Here is a 19,026-nt window from a genome sequence, read left to right as displayed (position 1 = left end):
GAATCCCGCGAAGATAGAGGCGACCCGAGGCCGCGCGGACCCGGGGCCCGTTACGGAATCGTGACCGTGAGCTGACCCCCTGCCGCGCGCCCCCGGGTTAGGACGCGAACATGGAGATCGCGATCGTCCTCATCGCCCACTCTACGCTCTCGGTCTTTTTCCAGACCTTCTTCCTGCACCGGTACGCCTCGCATCGGATGTTCACGATGTCGAAGCCATGGGAGCGGATTTTCCACTTCCTCACGTACCTCACGCAGGGCTCGTCGTACCTCGTCCCCTGGGTTTACGCGATCTTGCACCGCATGCACCACGCGTACAGCGACACGCCGAAGGATCCGCACTCGCCGCGGTACTACTCGAATGTCGTCCGGATGATGCTGGACACCGCGCACCGCTACGACGAGATCTACGCCAGCACGGCCAACGTGGAGCCGCGGTTCCTCGGCGGCTACCCCCAGTGGCCCACGCTCGACCGCATCGGCAACGCGTGGATCGGCCGGCTCGCGTGGGGCACCGGCTACGTGCTCTTCTACGTGGCCTTCGCCTCGCACTGGTGGCAGTTCCTGTTCCTCCCGCTCCACTGGACCATGGGCCCGCTGCACGGGGCGATCGTGAACTGGTGCGGCCACCGCTACGGCTACCGCAACTTCGACAGCGACGACGACTCCCGCAACACGCTCGCCCTCGATCTCGTGACGCTCGGAGAGCTCTTCCAGAACAACCACCACAAGTACGCGATGAGCCCGAACTTCGCGGTGCGGTGGTTCGAGATCGACCCGGCCTATCAGGTCATCCGCGTGCTTGCCTGGGTGGGGATCATCCGGATGTCCGACAAGGTCCAAGTCGCCCGGCTGGAGCCCGAGGTCGCGCGGGCCGAAGGGTAGAGCGGTCCGCCGGCCGCGCGCGCAGCGCGGCCGGCCGTGAAGCGCGGCGCGCGGCGCCGAGGCCCCGCGCGCAACGGCTCACGCGAACAGCTGCCGGAACGCGCCGGGGACGTCCTTCGGGCCGATCTGCTCCTTGCGCTTGTTGAACTCCGGCAGACACGCCTGGTAGGCCGCGTCCACCCGCAGATCGCTCCCGTCCCAGCCCGGACGCCAGATCTCCATCGTCTCGCCCGCGAGATCGATGACGTCCTTGAACTGCCCGCGCTCCTTCAAGATCTGCGTGCTGAGCCCGTACATCAGCAGCCCGCCGGGGATCGCCCCGAGCGCCGTCGTGGCCAGGGCCGGATAGCAGATGCGCGCCGTCTTCGCCCCGAACCGCTCCCGGATCTCCGCCATCGTCTTGCGCTGGAGGATCTTCGCGCCGGCGAGCGGGCCCATCGCGTAGACCGGATCGTCGCTCGGGTAGTCGTAGTCGCAGAAGGACACCACGCTCTCGCCCTTCGCGATGAGCCCCGCCGCGGCGAGCGGCTCGACCCACAGGAGCGACGACGTGCCCATGAACTTGTTGGTGCGCTCGATGTCCGCGTCGTTCGCGACGTCCACCTCGACGAGGCCGAGCTTGCGGATGTTCTCCGGGCGCGAGAAATCAGGGATCTGGAGCACCGGATCGAACGCGACGTCGAGGTCCTTCACCTTCGTCGGCCCGTGCTCCGCGTACCGCTTCATCGCGCCGGCCGCGATGCCGTTCACGAGGTGCACCGCCCGATACCGCTCCTTCAGCGCGGCGACGACCTCGTCGATCACCTGCGGCCTCGTGGCGTCGTTGTTCCAGAAGCGCGCGGTGAGCCCCTCGGCCGCCGCCGCGTCCGAGATCGCCTTCACGTGGTGCGGGCCGATCTGCATCTTCTCGCTGTCGAAGTGCACGGCGAAGACCGCGGCCCGCTCCCCGAAGAGCAGCTGCAGGGCGAGCGCCCGGGTCATGCCGTTCGAGCCGCCCAGGATCAGCACCGCCGTGTCCGGCGCGATGCGCGCGCCCGCCGGGCTGATACGGGCGCGGTGCGCCGCGAGCTGCTCGGTCGCCACGCGGGCGCCGTGCTCGGCCAGCGAGCCCACGAGCGCGCGGCGATCGAGGCCGCCGAGAGGAAGCTTCTTGAAGGTCTCTAGGTCATCCATCACGTCCGGGGTCTTACCGTCTCCAGCGCTCGGCGTCACGACTGGACAGCTGCAGGCCGTCCGAGCGCTCCCTGGGCGGCGCTCGAAGGGAAGCCCCGCCTCCGTCCGAGCCGTGATAGATAGATCGCGTGAAGACGGTTCTTGTCACTGGCGGCAGCGGGTTTATCGGGCGCGGTCTCGTGAAGGAGCTGCTCGCGCGGGGTGATCGGGTCACGGTGCTGACGCGCGACGTGGGGCGGACGCAGGCGGCGCTGCCCGGGGCGCGCGTCGTGTCGTGGAGCTCGGACGCCCCGGGGCCGTGGTTCGAGGAGGTCGACGGCGTGGACGCGGTCGTCCACCTCGCGGGCGAGACCATCGTCAAGCGGTGGACCGAGGAGGCGCGGCGCGAGATCCTGAGGAGCCGCGTCGACACGACCCGCCTCATGGGCGAGGCGATCGGCAAGGCCAGGCGCAAGCCCGGCGCGTTCCTCTGCGCGTCCGCCGTGGGCTACTACGGCCCGCAGCCGGGCGACAAGGTGCTCGACGAGGACGCGGCGCCCGGCGAGGGCTTCCTCGCCGACGTCGTCGTCCGCTGGGAAGAGGCGGCCCGCGCCGTCGAGGAGCAGCACGGCGTCCGCTCGGTGCAGCTGCGCATCGGCGTCGTGATCGGCGAGGGCGGCGGCGCGCTCGACAAGATGATCGCCCCCTTCCGGTTCTTCCTGGGCGGGCCGGTCGGCGACGGCAAGCAGGTCATCTCGTGGATCCACCGCGACGACGTCGTGGGGATGACCCTGCTCGCCCTGGACAACGACGCGGTGCGCGGCCCCTTCAACATGACCGCGCCGCACGCGCAGACCGGCGACGAGGTCGCGCAGGCGATCGGCGCGGTGCTCCACCGGCCGTCGTGGCTCCGCGTGCCCGAGGCCGTGGTGAAGCTGGGGATGGGCGACGCGGCCGAGATCGTCACCACCGGGCAGCGCGTCTATCCCAGGCGGGCGGAAGAGCTCGGATACCAGTTCCGCTACGCCCGCATCGCGCCCGCGCTCGAGTCGATTCTCCGCAGCTGAGCGCCCCCGCGCGGGCCGAGCGCCGGCCGCCCTGCGCCAGGGCGCGGCCGCGCTCCGGCCCCGTTGAAGCGGCGCCGCGCTGGCGGGCAGCTGGGCGCCGCGGCACGGCGCCCAGCTGCTGCCTGCACGAGACAAGAGCCGCCGGTGGCGCGCTGAGAAGTCGACCTGTGTCGAGCAGCGCACCATCGGGAGCCCGGACGGCGGTTTCCCAGCGCTCCCCCAAGCGCTCCGTCCGCTTCCATGCTTACGTCATCGCGCTCCGAGAATCTCTCGGGATGAGTTGGATTGGCGCGTGCAGGGTATCCCGACTGGATGTCGACGTGTACCCCTCCAGAAGCGCCGCGAGAACCAAACTCGTTAGGGGAATCCCTTTGCCGCAGCGCACAATCGCGGGGTTGCTCGTCTTCCTCTTCTGAGGCTCGTCCGAGGCGCAGTTTCTGGTGCGTGAGAGAGGGGAGGAGCCAGGCGCAGTCTGCGCTCGCTGTCCGGACAGCGGATCACCCCCGCGCGGCTCCGTTGTGGTTCGTCGTGGAGCCCCGGCGCGGCCGGCGGGCGCGCGGTCGTGCAGGCGCGCTCAGGGGCTGAGGCCACGACTCTGGAGGATCTCTCGCACCACCGCCTGCGCGGAGCCTGTCAGCTCGGAGAGCGAGCCGCGGGCGAGCTCCACGAACTTCATGCCGCGCACGCGCTTGAGCGCCTCGACGGCCACGGCGCGCTCCTCGGCGCCCTCGTGCTGGAGGATGCCGAGGAGCATCTCGCCGGCCTCGAGGGTGTCGATCTTCGCGATCGCCCGCACGGCGCTGGCGCGCACGGCGGCGGCCTGCGACTCGCGGTAGATGCGGGCGAGCGGATCGAAGGCGTGGGCGAAGCGCAGCTCTTCCAGCGCGCGGGCGGCCTCGTGGACCACGGTGGGGTCGGGATCCACGAGCGCGTCGCGGATGGTGATGAACGTGCGCTTGTAGAGGAAGTGGGAGAGCGCGCGGACGACGGCCACCCGGATCTTCGGCTCGGCGCGGCGGAACAGGCGCTCGAGCGGCGAGAGGATCGTGTAGAGCTCGACCGTCGCGAGCTGCTCCGCGAGGCTGATGAGCTGCTGCGCGGGGGCGGCCTCGGGCGTCGCGCCCTCGACGGCGAGCGCGGTGAGCCGGGCGAGCATGGCGCGGCGGCGGGTGACCTCGGACCACTGCGCCGGGTCGAGCACGATGTCGCCGCACGCCTGGGCGGCGCTGCCGGCTTGCTCCCACTCGACGAGGTCGATGTGCCAGACGTCGGGGAAGCCGAGCTCGTGGCGGAGGTGCGCCGGCAGCGGAGCGGCGTCGATCGGCAGGTCCTGCGCGTTCACGTAGCGGCGGCCGGCGCGGGCGTAGTGCTTCTTCCGGGTCTCCTCGAGCGGCAGCTGCGTCAGGGCGCGGTAGACGCCGCCCACCTTGCTGTACTGCCCCGCCTCGCCGAGCGCGATCACCGCGGCGAGCAGCGCGTTCTCGGCGATCTCGGGGGGGGCGGCGCGCTTCTGCGAGACGGCGGACACCTCTTGCCAGAGGCGGGCCTGCGCGAGCACGGCGAAGTTGGCGACCGCGACGAGCCCCTCTTTCCGGGCGTACGCGGCCATCTCGCGGGCGAGCGTGGCGGCGGCGGAGATCTCGCCCTGCTTCTCGGCCGCGGCGACGGCCTCCTCGTAGGACTGGAGCGCGTAGTAGCGCAGGTGGTCCTCGCGCAGGATGCGGATGACGTTCACGTAGCCCTCGAGGACGTGCTCGAAGGCGCGGCTCTCGCGCCCGACGGCGATGAGGACCTGGTAGCAGTCGAAGGCGCGCTCGCGCTGGCCGATGGTCTCGTACCTGTCGGCGGCCTCCTCGAGCAGGTGGACGGAGGCGAAGACGGCCTCGCGCGCCGCCGCGGCGTCGCCCGTGCGGAGCGAGGTGCGGGCGAGGTTGAAGCGGGCGAGGCCGGCGGCGTAGAGGTCGCTGCCCGACGAGGAGAGCAGCTGGGCGAGGCGCGACCAGAGGGCGCGGGCGCGGGCGAAGTCCTGCCCGCGCTCGCGGGCGATGGCGGCCTGCGCGACGAGGCCGGCGGCCTCGTACTCGTCGGCGGCGCGGCCGTAGAGCCGCTTCTGCCGCTCGGGGTCCTGCTCGCGCTCGGCCCAGGCGAGCACGGTGCGCGCGCGGTCGATGTGCGGGACCTTGGCGATGAGCGGGCGCTGGCTCTGCTCGTTGCCGCCGTACCAGGAGACGGTGAGCGCGCTCCGCGCGTCGCCCAGCCGGACCAGCACGTCGCGGAGCTCGTCCGTCATGGCGACGTACTCCTCCTCGCGGGCGATGGTGTGCTGGAGGGCGCTGAAGAGCGCGTCGCGCGCGCGCGTGAGGTCGCTCCTGGCCAGCGCGGAGCGGGCCTCGTCGCGGAGCTCGTGCAGGGGGCGGACGCCTTGGGTCATGCCGGGAGCGAGCGTAGTACACCGGCCCAGGCCGAGGGGGCGGCGTGTGGGGCGAGGGCTCGAGGCATCCCCTCGAATTCTTCGGAAAATTCACAAGGAGACGGGGAGGCGGGGAGGGAAATCTTCAAAATACTCCCCGTCTCCCTGTTCAATTTTTCCGCTGAAAAGGGCTGCAAAACGAGGGGATTCCTCAGGGGCGCGGGGATGGAGTAGCCGTCAAACGGCGCATCGCCGGCTCGGCGTGAGGCAGCCCGCGGAAGCGTGAGAACCGGGCGGTCGATGCGGCGGCGGGCTGCTAGAGCGCGGCCGATATGAAGCTGTTTCACCAGACTCTGATGCTCGCCTGCTCCGCCGCGTTCTCCGTCTCTTGCGGCGGCGCGGCCGAGCGCGCGACGCTGCTCGACGAGGTGGGGAGCGCCGAGCTCGCCGCGTCGGCCGCGCCCCGCGCGCGGCGCGCCAGCCAGGCGACGCGCGCGCCGGGCGATCACCGCTTCTGCGGGTGGCTGCACGAGTTCCTTGGAGATCCCGAGTCGACGGAGCTCGGATACGACACCTTCGCGGCCCACGCCGGGGCGTTCGACGCCGTGCACCCGAAGTGGTGGCGCGTCGCCTCGCCGACCAGCTTCGAGAACCACCCGCGCGGCCGGGAGGCCCCGTTCGCCGGCTTCCACGACCGGCGCGTCCTCGACGGCACGACGGCCGGCGGCGCGCGGACCCGGCTCATCCCCCTCATCGCCGCCATCGACCGGCCCGACGTCGCCGCCGTGCACGCCATGCTCCACGATCCCGCGCTCCGGGCGCGGCACGTGGCGGGCGTCGTCGCGCTCGTGATGGAGAACGGTTACGACGGGATCGACATCGATTACGAGCACCTCTCGTCCGTCCTCGGGCCGGGCGAGACCGTCCGGGCCGAGCGGGCCGCCTTCTCGGCGTTCGTCGACGAGCTCGCGCGCGCCCTCCACGCGCGTGGAAAGGAGCTCTCGCTCGCGGTGCCGGCGGTCGCGTCCGCGAAGGGCGTGTTCGACTACGAGGCGCTGAGCGCCTCGGCGGATCACGTGCACGTGATGAGCTACGATTACCACTGGCACGGCGGAGCGCACGTGGGCCCGGTCGCGCCGCTCGGTTGGCTGGAAGAGACCGTCTCGTACATCGGGTCGCTCGACGGCGGCGCGCGCCGCGAGAAGTTCATCTTCGGGCTGCCGAACTACGGTCTCCTCGGGCCGGAGGCGCCGGCGAGCGGGGGAGCCGTGGTGGGGTGCGAGCCGCTCAGCAAGTGCCTGGATCTCGCGGGCGACGGCTACGAGACGAGCACCGACCACATGAGCCGGTGCCCGGACGACGAGGGGGGGCGGCTCGCCGCGGGGAGGTCGCCGAACCGGCTCCTCTCGAGCGGGGAGCGCCTCTTCTTCGAGGATCTCGCGTCGCTCGAGGAGAAGGTCGCCGTCGCCGAGCGGGGTGGGCTCGGCGGGGTGACGTACTGGAGCATCGGCGGCGAGCCGGGCGGGGCGGCGTTCTTCTCGATGATCGAGCGCCACTTCCCGAGGTGATCGCCGCGCCCTGCGGGCGCCCCATGTCCCTGCCGGGACAGGCGCTCAGACCTCGAGCGCGCCCCGGCGCTGGAGAGGGCAGGGGAGCGCGAGCCAGAGGACGGCCGCCGCGGGCGCGAAGGCGGGGGAGGTGTTCAGCGGCGAGGGCCGCGGCGTGGTAGGGTGCGCGCCGTTACAGCGAGAGGAGAATCCTGTCATGGCACGCACCCCGTCCACGATGCTTGAGCTGGGCACCCCGGCGCCCGACTTCAGGCTGCCCGACTTCACAGGCAAGCAGGTCGCGCTGTCGGATTTCAACAGGCAGCGGGCGCTCCTCGTGATGTTCATCTGCAATCATTGTCCGTTCGTCAAGCACATCCGCCACGAGCTCGCCCGGCTGAGGCGCGATTATGGCGCTGACGACGTGGCCATCGTGGCCATCAACTCGAACGATATCGTCGCGTATCCAGCGGACAACGCCGAGGCGATGGCGCGCGAGGCGCGCGAGGTCGGCTACACGTTCCCTTACCTCCTCGACGAGGCGCAGCAGGTCGCCAGGGCGTACCGGGCCGCGTGCACGCCGGACTTCTACCTCTTCGGCCCCGATCGCCGGCTGGTCTATCGTGGCCAGCTCGACGACAGCCGCCCTGGCAACGACGTCCCCGTGACGGGCCGCGATCTCCGCGCCGCCATCGACGCGGTGCTCTCCTCGGCGCCCGTCGCCTCCGAGCAGCGCCCGAGCATCGGTTGCAACATCAAGTGGAAGCCCGGCAACGAGCCGGCGTATCACGGCTGAACGCCGTAACGATCCCGAGGCGCGCGAGGCGAGGTCGCCCCCCGTCGGCCGCCGCTCTGGGCAGAACTGGCGCCGAGGGGCGGCGGGGGAGACGCATCGGCAACGTGGTGCCGGGTGCGTGTTCAGGCGACACGGACGCGCTGGAGCCGCCCGGCGGCGCGCCCAGGGGCGCCGAGGCGCGGACCACACCTTGTGCGGTGATCGCGCCGCTGCAGGCTGCGTTTGTCATGGAGCATAGACCGTCAGAACACTGATACTATGGAGACGCAGCACGGGGGAGTGAGACCGCATCTCGGGGGCGCGTTCCTCGCGACGTCCTACATTCGCCTGCATGGTGAGTGGATCGCGGCATGAGGCCGAGGTCAACTCCAGTCACGCTCTCAGATCAACAAGCGCGGTCCGAAGGCGGTCGGCTCTCCCACTTCGTGAGCACCCATGCGACATGACACGGCCAAGGCCAAGGAAGAGGATCTCCTATGCAGAGCTGGATCGGCCCGGAGCGCCAGGCGCTGGCGAAGAGCGCGGCGAAGGTGCTCAAGGACAACGCCGTACACAACCGCAGCGGTCTCCCACCATTTCGATTGCCGCAGGTCGCGCAGCAGATCCTCGACGGGCTGTTCCATTTCTCCTCCGCCGGCGACACGGCGTCCGTCCTGTCGTTCGGGCAAAAGCTCGGGCAGCAGGGGCTCGGGCTGCGAGCTCTCCTCGGGCTGAGCCGCGTCCTCTTGCGCGAGGTGCTGGCGCGTCTGCCCGCAAGCACGCCCGAAGCGCTGGACGCGGTGGCGTTCGTGAACGACTACCTGACGCTGCTCGTCGACGCGGTGGCAGAGCAGGAGAAGCGCGAGGTCGGCGTCCAGCGTGACGAGATGCAGCTCGCGCTCGAGCGCGCCATCCATAACCGCGAGCGCGAGCTGCGCCGGGTGATCATCGAGCTCTCGACGCCGATCATGCCCGTGCACGATCATATCCTGGTGCTGCCGCTCATTGGAAAGCTCGACACCGAGCGAGCGGGGAGGATCACCGAGTGCCTGCTGCGCGAGGTGGTGGACCGGCAAGCGCGCACCGCGATCATCGACGTGACCGGCGTGCCGGCGATGGACGCCGAGGCCGTCGACGCGCTCGTGCGCACCGCGCGCGCGCTCGACCTCCTCGGCACCCACCCGGTGCTGGTCGGCATCCGCCCTGAGGCCGCCCGCGCGCTGAGCGATCAGGACGCTCACCTCGCGGGCATCGTGGTCCTGGCCAATCTTCAAAGCGGCATCCTCTACGCGCTGCGGCGGGAGGGGCTCGAGGTGTGTGGCAGTCCGACCCCGCAGCGAGGGGCTGCTCGATTGTACCGCGGCCGTTGACGAGCGCGCCGCGAGCTCACCCTGGGAGGAAACCATGGAGATTGACACGACCAAGCCGCACGTCGGCCGGGTTTACGACTACGTTCTTGGAGGGCACCACAACTACGAGGTGGATCGCGCCGCTGCCACGGCGATCATGAAGCTCGTACCCACCTATCCGAAGTATGCGAGGCTCAACCGCTGGTTCATCCAGCTCGTGGGGCAGCGATGGTCCGATGCGGGTATCACGAGCGTGCTCGATCTCGCCTCGGGGCTACCGACGCAGGGCCATCTCAACGACTACCTGCCTGATGCGCGCATCCTGTTTTCGGACGTCGACCCGGTGAGCGTGATCTATGGCGAGCAGATCCTGGCTGACAAGCCGAACATGCGTTACATCCAGGCCGATCTGCGAGACCCGCCGCCGTTGCTCGCGGCGGCGGCGCGGTTCTTCGGCGCAGAGCGCCGCATCGCGGTCGGATGCATCGGCATTCTCTACCTGATGGACGATGAGAGCTTGCGCGACCTCCTGCAGAAGCTGCACGCGTTCTGCGCCCCTGGCAGCGTGCTGGCGCTCAGCTTCATCATGTCGCGCGGCGCCGAGGCGGCGGGCCAGCTGAGCAGCGCCGGATCTCTCGCCGGGGTCAAGGTCTACCCGCGCACGCCCGAGGAGATCGCGGCGCTCATGGCCCCATGGAAGCTGGATGAATGCCGTCCTCTGGCGGAGTGGCTCGGCATCGACGACTTCATGACCGAGGAGGAGTACGCGGTGAACCCGTTCGAGATGCGGGGCTTGATCGCGCATCACTGAAGGAACGGCCGAACGCCATCTCCCCATCCATTTCGGTAAGAGCACCGAACAGGTTGAAACTCGCCTGGATTCGTTCTGCCGCGCGTCGCCTGGGGGATGGGCCGTCTCCATCTCCCCATCTCCCCATCTCCCCATCTCCCCATCTATTTCCGTAGGCCCGAGGAGGGAGGTTCTGCCGCACGGCGCCTGGGGGATGGGCCGATGTTTGAGCACGTGGCCTGAGCCTTGCCCAGCGGGCAAGGCTCAGGCCACGTGCGAGTTCGGCGGGGCCCCCAGGCGCCGTGCGGCAGAACCTCCCTCCTCGGGCCGGTCCTGCCGGTCTTTCTCCCCGAGGATCGCCTTGGCCGCACTAGCCCGAGCCGCCCCACTCGCCACCGTCGCGTGGTCCACCACCCAGTGCGCATCCAGCAGATCCAGGTAGTCGAGGTCCAGCTCCCCCCCGGAAGGCAGCATGAACACCGCCGAGATGTGCGCGTGGCTGTGCACCGCCTGCACCATCTCCCGCGGGATGTAGAGCGCCGCGTGCGTGAAGAGGTGCACCACCGGCGTGCGCGGGTCGTGGTGCCGCGTCAGATCGAGATCCGTCGCGAGCTCCGCGAACACGCGCGCCGGGTTCCTGCCCCGCTCCCCCTTGAACGACAGGAGGTGTGCCGTCGGCAGCTGCCCGTTCTTCGCCCGGTAGAGCTCGTACAGCCGCGCGTCGAAGAAGCGGAACGCCACGTCCTCGCCCTCCAGCAACAGCCGCTTGCCCGTCGCGATCGCCATCCCCCGGGCGAACGTCTGCCGATCGCCGCGCATCGACGCCGACGCGTCGATGAGCAGGTAGTGGATGCGCCGCTGCTCGTCCCGGCTCTGCTCGCGCGCGAAATACAGCACCTCGTTGTCCGCGATGCGGCGCGCCAGCTCCATGTCGTCCCACGCGAGCTCCGTCAGCACCATGCTGTCGATCGAGCCGCGCGTGCCCAGCCCCGAGTAGCCGTGCGCCGCCGTCGTGCCCGCGGCCGGGCGCGTCTTCGTCTCGAGCACGCTCGGCAGGATCTCCAGCGAGAAATTCACGATGTCGTTCGCCTCGGGCGACGAGAGCGCCGCGAGCAGGTCGACCTGGGCGAGCGCCCCGGCCGACGCCTCCGAGCCCAGCATCCCGAACAGGCGCAGCGTCTCGATGTCGAGCGCGTCGGACATCGTGAGCACGTACAGCCGGGAGACGTCGAGCGCCTCCAGCGCCCGCTGCTCGAACTCGCGCCGCGCCGACAGGAACAGCCCGCGGAGCTGCGGCTCGATCCCCTCGAAGAGCGCCGCGTCCGCGGGGAGCATCGCGCGGTAGGCCGGCGGCGTGTGGGTCCGCGCCGCGACCGCGCCGAAGAGGCGCGACAGCACGACCGTGACCAGGTCGTCGCTCATCCGGAGCTGCGCCGCGCACCGCGCGGCCTCGCTCTCCGCGAGCTCCCGGAGCACCGCCCGGTACCCCTCCACGATGCGCTCCGCGTCCCGGAGCCGGCCCGCGAGCTCCTTCGGATCGCAGCGCGGGCCGAGCTCCAGCTGCTCGCGCGGCGTCGAGAAGAGCAGGCCCGCGTCGTGCACCAGCGCGAACGGCAGGACCACCCCGAGCCGCTCCAGGCTCTGGTGCCACCGGATCGCGCGCAGCGCGAGCGACGAGCTCAGCGGGCGCACCTGCGAGAACGCCAGCGTGCCGAGCGGGCCGGCGATGGAGGGGTTCGCGAGCTGCGACGTGGGGACCGGCACGGCTACAGGCGCGCGGCGCAGCGGAAGCCGATGCCCGGCGCGCTCGCCGCCGCGAGCTGGTGGTAGCGGAACGCCGGGTTGAGCCAGAGCGCGAAGCCGCCGTTGTAGGCGCCGCCCCGGATCGCCTTGCGATCGCCGGCCGGCGCCCCCTTCGGGTTCACCTGCTCCTCGTCCTTGTAGGTCTCGAACCAGTCCGCGGTCCACTCCCACACGTTGCCGACCACGTCGTCGGCCCCGAACCGCGTCCTGCCGTTCGGGAACGAGCCGACCGGCGCCGTGCCGGAGAAGCCGTCGTCGGCCTCGTACATGCGCTCGCTCGGCGTGAGGCCGCGCGCCTTCTCCCACGCCGTGCACTCGGTGCCGCACGCGTTCATGAAGGTCTGGTCGCCGGGCTGGTCGCCCCAGGGGAATTTGCGCCCGTCGGAGCCGCGCGCCGCGTACTCCCACTCCGCCTCGGTCGGCAGGCGCTTGTCGTGGACCTCGCAGTAGGCGTTCGCGAGGCTCCACGGCAGGCAGTTGATCGGGTGCTTCGCGAGCTCGGGCTTGCCGAAGGTGCACTGCTCGGCGAGGACCGCGAGCGTCTTCTGGTGCGCGGCGGCGGGCGCGCCGCTCGTGTTCGGGAAGTCGGGCGTGGCCGGGGGCCGCTTGCACTCTCCCTTGTCCGAGCACGCCTTGTAGTCGCCCGCGGTCACCTCGTGGACGTCGATGCAGAACGTGTCGATCGTCACCTTGTGCGCGGGCTGCCACAGCTTGAACTCCGGCTCGTCGGAGCCCATGAAGAACTTGCCGCCCGGGACGAGCACCATGCCTGCAGGGCACTCGGTCCGCCGCTCGGGGAGCGCGGCCGCCGCGGCCGTGGCGCTCGCCGCCGGCGCCGCCGCGGTGGCGGACGCTGTGGCGACCGGGGCGCTCCGCGACGCCTCTTCCGCGGGCGGCGCGCCGCGCAGCAAGCTCCAGGTGATCGCGCCGCCGGCCGCGAGCGCGAGCGCGACGCCGCCGAAGAGCAGCGCGCCCTTCGACCTCGGCGCCGCCGCGCCGCCCGCGGCGCTCGAGCCGCCCACGGCGACCGGCTGCGACGTCGGCGTGGGCGGCGGCCCCGGGGCCGTGGAGGGCGCCGCCATCGTCGGCGCGGTCTGCGCCTGCAGCGAGATCCGCGGCGAGGACGGGAGCCGCGGCGCGGACGCGCGGGGCGACGGCGCGCCGGACGGGGACGCGAGCGAGCCGCCGCCCGCGGAGAGCGCCCAGGCCGGGTCCTCGGGGAAGACCGCCCGGTGCAGCGCCGACCAGAAGCGGCCCATGGTGGGGAAGCGGTCCGCCGGCGCGACGGCGAGCGCCTTCGCGAAGACCGCCTCGACCTCGTCGCTGACCGTGAGGCCGAGCGTCCGCGGGGTCGGCCGGCGCGACGGATCGCGGCTCGCGACCGCGAGCTGGAGGTAGTCGTCGCCTTGCAGCGCCGGCGCTCCGCCGAGCATCACCTCGATCATGATGAGCGCCATCGCGAAGACGTCGGTCCAGGGCCCGGTCGCGCCGTGGGTGCGGCTGAACTGCTCGGGGGCGCCGTAGCTCGGCGTGAACGCGGTGATGTCCTTGCCCGTGTGGGCGAGCGCCGTCGCCGCCGCCGCGTGGTCGGCCATCACCTTGGCGATGCCGAAATCGAGCACCTTCACGAACGTCGAGGCGTCGCGCGGCTGGCCGATGACGAACAGGTTCGCCGGCTTGATGTCGCGGTGCGCGATGCTCCGCGAGTGCACGAGATCGAGCGCGATCGCGGCCGACTCGAGCAGCGCCATCGTCGCGCGCAGGTCGCGCGCCGGCGCGCCCTCGCTCATCTCGTCGAAGAGGACCCGATCGAGCGGCCTGCCGTCGAGCCACTCGAGGACCATGTAGGGCAGCCACTGCCCGTCCGGCGCGTTGAACGTGCCGATGTCGCGGGCCTGGACGATCGCGGCCGAGCGGCTGGAGAGCTCGGTCATGAGCTTGCCCTCCTGGATGAACGCCTGGAGCAGCTGCTCCCGCTGCTCGGCCGGCGCGCCCCCGAGGAGGGTGAAGCACTTGACGGCGACGGGCTGCTTCCAGATGACGTGCTCGGCCCTGTAGACGACGCTGAAGCCGCCCTCGCCCACGGCGTGCTCGATCCTGTACTTGTCGGCGATCAGGCTGCCGGCGATGTTGAGCGGATCGCTGCGGTCCGGGTTCTGGCTCATGAGATCCCTACGCACCGCGGCGGGGCCCCGATCGGAGCGCCTCGTGCGTGCGTCGGGGCCATCTTAGTTGCCTCGCGGTCGGTTGGAACCCTTTCGCGCGATCCGGCGCCCTCCCCGATCCGGAGGCGCCGCCCGCTCCGGGTGTCCGGTATGGCGGATGTTTCAGGGCCCCTTGGATGGTGAGGGAGCCCATCATTCAGGGATTTTTGTGGGCTCGATCCATCTCTTGACAGAGATCTTCGTCCGTTATATTGGATGACACATTCGGTGGTTCCCTGCTGGCGTCGCTGCTGCCCAGCCGGGTGCTCCTGACGGCGGCCTCTCGCCTGCGCGTCGTGCGTGGGACGCGGAGCGCAGGCCGTGGAGCGATGGTCCGCCGCCTGCGAGGGCGCGGTGTGCGTTCGCGCCGGCGGCTGGTGCCTGCCGTGCGCGCCGCGCGTCGTGCGTCGTGCGTCGTGCGTCGTCGGCAGCTGGTTTGATCCGAGGAACAACGCGCTTGAAATCGATCAACGGAAAGAAGTCGCACAGGGTCCGCGCGGCAGCGGCGCTCTCGCTCGTCGCCGCCGCGCTCCCCTCCCAGGCGTCCGCTCAGCAGCCCGCGGCGCCGCCCCAGGTCCCGGCGCCGCCCCAGGCCCCGGCGCCGCTTCCGGCCCTCGCGCCGCAGGAGACCGGGGCGGCGGCCGGCGTCGAGCCGCTGAGCCGCCGGGTCGCGGAGCTCGAGCAGCAGCAGCGCGCGCTGATCGAGCGCCTCGAGGCCGAGCGCAAGGCGGCCGCCGAGGAGCGGGCCAGCGCGGCGAAGGACAAGGGGAGCGGCGTCAAGGTGACGGCGGCTCCTGGAAAGGGCTTCACCGTCAAGACGGCGGACGACAGCTTCTCGTCCACGATCCGGGCCCGCGTGCAGGTCCGCGAGACCATCACGCACACGGAAGAGGACGATACGCATGAGATCAACGTGAGGACGGTGCGCCTCACGACGAGCGGGCATATCCTCTCGCCCGATCTCAAGTACAACGTGCAGCTCGCCTTCGGCGGCAACGATTTCGAGAAGGACAGCCCATCTCCCATCCTCGACGCCTTCGTCGAGTACACCGGGATCCGCGATCTCAACGTGCGTGTTGGCCAGTTCCTCACCCCGTTCAACCGGGCGCGGACCCTGCGCGAGCCCTCCCTCCAGCAGACCGATCGCCCGATCGCCGTCCGCGAGTTCAACCTCGATCGCGACGTCGGCCTGATGTTCTCGTCGCCCGATCTCTTCGGCTTCGGAGGCAAGCTGTCGTACAACCTCTTCGTCGGCGGCGGCGAGGGGCGCAATCGCTTCGGCGGCCAGAAGCACGGTCCGCTCGCGGTGGCGCGGCTCGCCGTCCGCCCGTTCGGCGCGTTCGACGACGACCAGGACGCCGACCTCGCGCGCGAGGCGAAGCCCCGGCTCGCGGTGGGCGTCACGGGCGCCTACAACCACCAGACCAACCGCCAGAACAGCACCTTTGGCACGACGCTCACGCTCGGGGCGGCCGACTACCTGCACGGCGCGGCCGATCTCGTCTTCAAATACGCCGGCTTCTCGCTCTCGGCCGAGGCCGTCGTGCGCCACGCCGAGCGGGATTCCTTCGAGGGCGAGGTCGAGGGCGCGGCCGTGCGGGAGTGGACCCGGTCGGGTTACGGCTACTTCGCCCAGGCGGGCTACCTGCTGACCGACCGGGTCGAGGTTGCCGCGCGCTGGGACCAGATCTTCGCGGAGCGCGGCACCGATCCGAGGCTCGTCGGCCTCGTCGACGCGCAGGGCAAGCAGGTCGGCGGCGGGCTCAATGTGTACCTGAACGGCTATGCGCTGAAGATCCAGGGCGATTATTTCTACATCTTCGGCAAGGAAGGCGCCGACGCCCGCCACGTCGGTCGGCTCCAGCTGGATGCCTCGTTCTGAAGGGCAGGGGGCGCGCCCGGGGAGCGCGCTCTCCGGAGAAGCTCCCCGAGGCGATCGGGCGATCGAAGGGACGGCTCGTCGCCGCGGTGGCCGTGCTCGAGGCGCTCACCCGGCCGCAGGGGGGCGATCCGGTCGAGACGAAGACCAAGCCGAAGGCCGATCGCATGCTCGACAACGCGTGGAGCGCGACGTTCGATTGGCTCGGAGGCTGGTGCAAGCTCCCGCCGGAGCGGAACCCGAGCCTCGATGACGCGAAGGAGCTCTTCAAGCTCCTTTATCCGGACGGCCTCTCCTTCACCCGGCTCCCGTACAAGCTCGAATGGAAGGAGTCGAAGGCGCGCCTCGACGCGATCCGGAGCGCGCGGCACGACAGGACGTTCAAGAAGCTGGGCGGAGAAGGCTACCTCGCTCACCTGGAGGAGGCGCACGAGGCCTATGGTCGGGCCCTGCACATCACCGCGCCGAAGCCCGAGAGCGCTCCGACGGGCGACGTGCGCGCCGCGTTCCTGGCGACGCTCGCCGCCCTCCGCGACTATGCCGCCCGGGTCGCCGCGCACGCGGACCCGGACGTCCCCGGCAGCGAGGAGGTCAGCGCGGCGCTGCTCGCGCCGCTCGCGGCGTGGGAGTCGCGGCCGGCTGGATCGAGCGGCGAGGCCAGGGATGCCGAGGAGGCGCCCGCGGCGCCGGTGGAGGCGGCGGAAGAGGAGCCGCTGGCCGATCCGGCGTGAGGTGAGCCCACGATCGTGATCTGGCTTGCGTTCTCTTGAAAAGCCGAGCGGTATTCACAGGATACAACTCCGCGGACCACGACGCGTTGTGGTGGCGGGCGAGCGCACCGGTGGTGCTGTCATTTGCCCAGAGAGGGTTCACATGAAGGCGGTAAGGCGGGAAGATCATTGAGATTTTCTTCCCGCCTTACCGCCTTCATGTTCAAATGACAGCACTACCAGCGCACCTGCGGGGGACCAGATCGCGTTGTGGTGGCGGACGAGCGCGCTCGCGAGGGGACCAGGATGCATTGTGGTGGCGGACGAGTGCGCTCGCGAGGGGACCAGGGTGCATTGTGGTGGCGGGCGAGCGCGCTCGCGAGGGGACCAGGATGCATTGTGGTGGCGGGCGAGCGGGCTCGCGAGCGGACCAGGATGCATTGTGGTGGCGGGCGAGCGGGCTCGCGAGGGGACCAGGATGCATTGTGGTGGCGGGCGAGCGCGCCGGTGGTGGCCTAATTTGCCCCGGAGTGATTCACGTGAAGGCGGGAAGATTGTTGATCTTTTCTTCCCGACTTCATGTTCAAATTGGGCCACCACCAATGCCTGCGGAATGACGTGCACTCTGTTGAGCTCCGTCTCGCCTTTACCTTGATCTCGGCGAACCGGCGCGCCGCTGCTTCGTCGAACGGCTGCAGACGAAAGAAAGTGAGAAGCCGATCCACCCGCGACGTTCTCACGCACACGGATTGAGGCGCGAGCACCGAAGTAGAGCTCGGCGATCACCGGCGCCGGGAGAAGGATATCGGCCGCATCGACGGCAGCAAGCCTGGCCGGCACCGGCGGCACCCCGTTCAGCGCGGCGACAACGGTGTTGGTGTCAAGCGCGTACTTCATCACAGTGCTGACGGTTCCCCGCTGCCACCACGGCGTCGCTCCTCCTCGATCCGCTTCCAGAGCTCCTCCGTCGACTCGCCCTCCCAGGGACCCACCTCGCGGAACAGATCCGCCGCCGAGCGCGGCGCCTTCACCCGGACCTCCACCCGGAGGTCGCCCACGACGGCTTCGACTGGGTGAGTTGGATCGTCCCGGAGTCGCTCGATGGCCTCTTCCAGGTTCTTCGCGATCGCTGCGCTCATGGTGACAACCTCGTCAGGGACGATTATCCCCTCGCGCGCACCTGTCCAGGGGGGGGGCGCGCCTCGGCAGGGGGCCGAGCGAAGCCAGGGCGCCGCGCCTCACCCGCCCGCTCACCCGCGCGGCGCGTCCGGTCCAGCGGAGCAAGGTTGCTCCCGTCTGGTGCGGAGAAAGGTGTTTGCCGCACTTCGCACCTCCGGCTCTCGGTAGCGTCCGAGCACCGGCTCCAGAGGCGTCCGTCGACCTATCCGTCGATTGGTCAACCGGAGCCGGCCGACCAGGTCCGAGAACTCGGCTCGGAAGAGCTCAGGAGCGCACAGCGGGAGCGCGTCGGCTCCTCAGCTCTCGGTGCGCCATCGCGCCACGAGGTCGCGCGCCGCCGCCGACCACTCGGTGAAGGCGAACGTGAACCCGGCCTCGCGCAGGCGCCCGGGGACGACGCGCCGGCTCTTCAGCACGAGCTCGGTGTCCGTGCGCATCACGAGTGCGCCGACCTCCAGCATCCATTTCATCGCGGGCAACCCGAAGCCGATGCCCCAGGCCTCGCGCAGCGCGCGCATGAAATCGCGGTAGGGGAGCGGCCCCGGCGAGGCGAGGTTGACCGGCCCGGAGAGGTCGTCCCGCTCGATCAAGAACCTCGTCGCTCGCACGAAGTCGCGATCGTGGATCCACGACACGAACTGCTGCCCTCCGCCGGCCGGACCGCCGAGGCCCCGCCGGGTGAGCCCGAGCAGCACGTCGAAGATGCCGCCGCGATCAGGGCTCATCACCATGGAGGCGCGGATCGCGATCTTGCGTGTGCGCGGCGTCCTGGCCTCGTCCAGCGCCTGCTCCCACGCTCGGGCGATCTCGACGCTGTTGCGCCAATAGGAGGGGACGTCCGGCTCGTCGCCGCCGAGGAGCCCGGTCGCCTCGTCGTTGGGCGCGTCGTGGCGGTGCGCGTAGATCGTGGCCGTGCTCATCTGCAGCCACACGCGCGGCGGCTGTGAGGCGGCGGCGATCGCCTCGCCGACGGCGCGCGTCGAGTCGACACGAGAGCTCCTCATCGCGCGAAGGTTCTCGTCCGTGTAACGGCAGTTCACGCTGCGGCCAGCGAGGTTGAACACCACGTCGGCGCCGTCGAGCTCGCGCGCCCAGGGGCCGAGCGTGCGTCCATCCCAGGGCACGACCCGCCCTGCGGGCACGCTCGCGCTGCGGCACAGGACGATCACCTCATGTCCGTCGGCCGCGAAGGCGCGCGCAAGGATCTGACCTACCTGTCCGCTCCCGCCCGGAAGGATGATCTTCATGCCGCGAGCCTATCCCGGGCCGCCGCGAAT

General features: G+C 70.6%; 15 protein-coding genes. 8 read left to right on the top strand and 7 right to left on the bottom strand.

Annotation, left to right across the window (positions count from 1 at the left end; all coding sequences use genetic code 11):
• Positions 1-110: 110 nt before the first annotated feature.
• On the top strand, positions 111-884 hold the full coding sequence (locus WMF27_RS30225) for an acyl-CoA desaturase (protein WP_437765405.1): 774 nt from the start codon (positions 111-113) through the stop codon (positions 882-884).
• 78 nt (positions 885-962) lie between these two features.
• Here WMF27_RS30225 and WMF27_RS30220 read toward each other — a convergent pair whose 3' ends face one another.
• Complete coding sequence (locus tag WMF27_RS30220; protein ID WP_437765406.1) at positions 963-2,057, bottom strand: hypothetical protein; 1,095 nt, start codon at positions 2,055-2,057, stop codon at positions 963-965.
• A 128-nt stretch (positions 2,058-2,185) separates the two neighbouring features.
• Here WMF27_RS30220 and WMF27_RS30215 point away from each other — a divergent pair, with 128 nt between their 5' ends.
• Entirely contained in the window at positions 2,186-3,103 is a 918-nt protein-coding gene (locus WMF27_RS30215) for a TIGR01777 family oxidoreductase (protein WP_437765407.1), read from the top strand.
• 574 nt (positions 3,104-3,677) lie between these two features.
• Here the strand turns inward: WMF27_RS30215 and WMF27_RS30210 are convergent.
• Complete coding sequence (locus WMF27_RS30210; protein ID WP_437765408.1) at positions 3,678-5,534, bottom strand: HEAT repeat domain-containing protein; 1,857 nt, start codon at positions 5,532-5,534, stop codon at positions 3,678-3,680.
• Between the two features lie 311 nt (positions 5,535-5,845).
• On the opposite strand from WMF27_RS30210, the gene WMF27_RS30205 reads away from it, so the two are divergent.
• On the top strand, positions 5,846-7,081 hold the full coding sequence (locus WMF27_RS30205) for a glycosyl hydrolase family 18 protein (protein ID WP_437765409.1): 1,236 nt from the start codon (positions 5,846-5,848) through the stop codon (positions 7,079-7,081).
• 45 nt (positions 7,082-7,126) lie between these two features.
• Here WMF27_RS30205 and WMF27_RS30200 read toward each other — a convergent pair whose 3' ends face one another.
• Positions 7,127-7,279: a hypothetical protein gene (locus tag WMF27_RS30200; protein ID WP_437765410.1), complete on the bottom strand. Its 153-nt coding sequence runs from the start codon at positions 7,277-7,279 to the stop codon at positions 7,127-7,129.
• Between WMF27_RS30200 and WMF27_RS30195 the strand changes: the two genes are divergently transcribed.
• The 3 genes from WMF27_RS30195 (at position 7,278) to WMF27_RS30185 (ending at position 9,995) form a co-directional block, all read left to right on the top strand.
• Positions 7,278-7,856: a thioredoxin family protein gene (locus WMF27_RS30195; RefSeq protein ID WP_437765411.1), complete on the top strand. Its 579-nt coding sequence runs from the start codon at positions 7,278-7,280 to the stop codon at positions 7,854-7,856. The two genes, WMF27_RS30200 and WMF27_RS30195, sit on opposite strands and share 2 nt — an antisense overlap.
• Positions 7,857-8,332: 476 nt before the next feature.
• On the top strand, positions 8,333-9,205 hold the full coding sequence (locus WMF27_RS30190) for an STAS domain-containing protein (protein WP_437765412.1): 873 nt from the start codon (positions 8,333-8,335) through the stop codon (positions 9,203-9,205).
• A 34-nt stretch (positions 9,206-9,239) separates the two neighbouring features.
• On the top strand, positions 9,240-9,995 hold the full coding sequence (locus tag WMF27_RS30185) for an SAM-dependent methyltransferase (protein ID WP_437765413.1): 756 nt from the start codon (positions 9,240-9,242) through the stop codon (positions 9,993-9,995).
• Between the two features lie 243 nt (positions 9,996-10,238).
• On the opposite strand, the gene WMF27_RS30180 is transcribed toward WMF27_RS30185, so the two are convergent.
• Entirely contained in the window at positions 10,239-11,738 is a 1,500-nt protein-coding gene (locus tag WMF27_RS30180; protein ID WP_437765414.1) for a hypothetical protein, read from the bottom strand.
• A gap of 2 nt (positions 11,739-11,740) precedes the next feature.
• Positions 11,741-13,942 carry an SUMF1/EgtB/PvdO family nonheme iron enzyme gene (locus WMF27_RS30175; protein WP_437765415.1) on the bottom strand — a complete coding sequence of 734 codons (2,202 nt, stop codon included), beginning with the start codon at positions 13,940-13,942 and terminating at the stop codon, positions 11,741-11,743.
• Between the two features lie 496 nt (positions 13,943-14,438).
• Here WMF27_RS30175 and WMF27_RS30170 point away from each other — a divergent pair, with 496 nt between their 5' ends.
• Together WMF27_RS30170 and WMF27_RS30165 are read left to right on the top strand one after the other, a co-directional pair.
• Positions 14,439-15,863: a porin gene (locus tag WMF27_RS30170; protein WP_437765416.1), complete on the top strand. Its 1,425-nt coding sequence runs from the start codon at positions 14,439-14,441 to the stop codon at positions 15,861-15,863.
• Positions 15,864-15,949: 86 nt separating this feature from the next.
• Entirely contained in the window at positions 15,950-16,591 is a 642-nt protein-coding gene (locus WMF27_RS30165; RefSeq protein WP_437765417.1) for a hypothetical protein, read from the top strand.
• Positions 16,592-17,466: 875 nt separating this feature from the next.
• On the opposite strand, the gene WMF27_RS30160 is transcribed toward WMF27_RS30165, so the two are convergent.
• Both WMF27_RS30160 and WMF27_RS30155 read right to left on the bottom strand, forming a co-directional pair.
• Complete coding sequence (locus WMF27_RS30160) at positions 17,467-17,709, bottom strand: hypothetical protein (RefSeq protein ID WP_437765418.1); 243 nt, start codon at positions 17,707-17,709, stop codon at positions 17,467-17,469.
• A gap of 336 nt (positions 17,710-18,045) precedes the next feature.
• Positions 18,046-18,996 carry an epimerase gene (locus tag WMF27_RS30155; RefSeq protein ID WP_437765419.1) on the bottom strand — a complete coding sequence of 317 codons (951 nt, stop codon included), beginning with the start codon at positions 18,994-18,996 and terminating at the stop codon, positions 18,046-18,048.
• Positions 18,997-19,026 lie beyond the last annotated feature (30 nt).

The organism is Sorangium sp. So ce281, assembly GCF_051527395.1.
Lineage (GTDB): Bacteria > Myxococcota_A > Polyangia > Polyangiales > Polyangiaceae > Sorangium > Sorangium cellulosum_B.
The sequence above is the reverse complement of the archived record's forward strand: the minus strand, read 5'-3'. Positions and strand labels throughout refer to the sequence as shown.

What these genes read in the sequence shown, in the direction of transcription:
- WMF27_RS30155 (WP_437765419.1), bottom strand. Translation starts at nt 18,996, where the DNA reads ATGAAGATCATCCTTCCGGGCGGGAGCGGACAGGTAGGTCAGATCCTT.
- WMF27_RS30225 (WP_437765405.1), top strand. Translation starts at nt 111, where the DNA reads ATGGAGATCGCGATCGTCCTCATCGCCCACTCTACGCTCTCGGTCTTT.
- WMF27_RS30160 (WP_437765418.1), bottom strand. Translation starts at nt 17,709, where the DNA reads ATGAGCGCAGCGATCGCGAAGAACCTGGAAGAGGCCATCGAGCGACTC.
- WMF27_RS30190 (WP_437765412.1), top strand. Translation starts at nt 8,333, where the DNA reads ATGCAGAGCTGGATCGGCCCGGAGCGCCAGGCGCTGGCGAAGAGCGCG.
- WMF27_RS30175 (WP_437765415.1), bottom strand. Translation starts at nt 13,942, where the DNA reads ATGAGCCAGAACCCGGACCGCAGCGATCCGCTCAACATCGCCGGCAGC.
- WMF27_RS30210 (WP_437765408.1), bottom strand. Translation starts at nt 5,534, where the DNA reads ATGACCCAAGGCGTCCGCCCCCTGCACGAGCTCCGCGACGAGGCCCGC.
- WMF27_RS30205 (WP_437765409.1), top strand. Translation starts at nt 5,846, where the DNA reads ATGAAGCTGTTTCACCAGACTCTGATGCTCGCCTGCTCCGCCGCGTTC.
- WMF27_RS30200 (WP_437765410.1), bottom strand. Translation starts at nt 7,279, where the DNA reads ATGACAGGATTCTCCTCTCGCTGTAACGGCGCGCACCCTACCACGCCG.
- WMF27_RS30185 (WP_437765413.1), top strand. Translation starts at nt 9,240, where the DNA reads ATGGAGATTGACACGACCAAGCCGCACGTCGGCCGGGTTTACGACTAC.
- WMF27_RS30220 (WP_437765406.1), bottom strand. Translation starts at nt 2,057, where the DNA reads ATGGATGACCTAGAGACCTTCAAGAAGCTTCCTCTCGGCGGCCTCGAT.
- WMF27_RS30195 (WP_437765411.1), top strand. Translation starts at nt 7,278, where the DNA reads ATGGCACGCACCCCGTCCACGATGCTTGAGCTGGGCACCCCGGCGCCC.